This window comes from Lactiplantibacillus sp. C232 (genome assembly GCF_023806725.1).
GTDB lineage: Bacteria > Bacillota > Bacilli > Lactobacillales > Lactobacillaceae > Lactiplantibacillus > Lactiplantibacillus plantarum.
This window is the reverse complement of the sequence record NZ_JAMSKZ010000043.1, coordinates 1-1,212: the sequence shown is the minus strand read 5'-3', so window position 1 is coordinate 1,212 and position 1,212 is coordinate 1. Positions and strand designations below refer to the sequence as shown.

Here is a 1,212-nt window from a genome sequence, read left to right as displayed (position 1 = left end):
GCGGTTCTTTTGATTTGCTTGATTTTACGGTTCACACCTTCGACGGGACCATTTGATAATCGGCCGGTAGTCATATTTTTGATGAGTTGCCGGTTCTTGATAAAGCTTTTAATATTGGTCATTAGCTGAGGACTGACATTTTCGACATGACCTAGTGCTGCTTTGAAAGATCGATAATCACGCTTTTGAAAAGCCTTAACTAAGGCATGTGCGGCTTGGTAGGTTTGTCGAAACTGTTGGTCTAGATTTAAACCGGCTACGACTAATTGCTCTGGTGTCATGCGATCTTTAAGATGCGCAAACCATTGAGGTTTGCGCTTTTCGAGGCTGTCATAATCTTTTAAATATAACCGCCAATAATATTTAAGCACTCGGTATTCACGACTCTTAGGGTTAAAGCGTTTCATGAGTTGGACCCGAGTTTGATTCAAAGATCGTAAGGCCATTTGAACAAGATGAAAGTTATCTGCGACTAGTTTGGCGTGTGGAAAGAGTGTTCGAATCGCGGGTTGATATTGAGAATTAAAGTCCATCACAACCCGGGTTACGCGGTCACGATGACGTTTAGAATAATGATTGAGAAAGAAGTCTTTAATATCGGCATTCTTACGTCCTGGTAAAATTGTAATGATGTCGTGGGTTTGGGCATCCACCGCAATAAAACTCATTTGTTTACCAGTTGAACGAAATTCGTCGATACAAAGCATCGTTGGTAGTCCGTTGAAAGCTGGTTGGGTACCTTGTCCGAGTAACTTTATTCGGCGACTAATCGTATTGGTCGAGACATTGTATTGAGCCGCAATGCTCGCCATCGTACGGTCTTCAGTTAATGATAGATCAATGGCATGCAGACTGTTTTCAGATATTTGATGATGTTTTTTAACCAGCGTAGTCGTTGTTAAACTACTTTTACCACAATTTTTACAGATAAATCGCTGCTTCTTTAAGTTAAGGATGGTGACTCGTTCGCTAATTCTAGGAATTCTGATGTGAACGGTCTTAAAGCCATTCTTAACCATGGAACGTTTGCCACAACGTGCGCAAACAGTAACCGGATACGTTAGCTTTGCAAGCACTTGTAAGCTTCCGTTAGTAGCTTCTTGAACAACTAAATCAGTAATATTTGGGTCTTTAATTTGGAGCAGTACTTTAGTAGAATGGTCTTGGGACATATCTGACACTCGCTTTCAATTGGTTTTGGTCGACTTGATT

General features: G+C 40.9%; 1 protein-coding gene. It reads right to left on the bottom strand.

Going from position 1 to position 1,212, the window contains the following annotated elements; translation table 11 throughout:
• Positions 1-1,172: ISL3-like element ISP1 family transposase (locus tag MZO41_RS16510; RefSeq protein ID WP_148419045.1), on the bottom strand; the 1,172-nt coding region annotated here is incomplete at its 3' end.
• Positions 1,173-1,212: the final 40 nt, after the last annotated feature.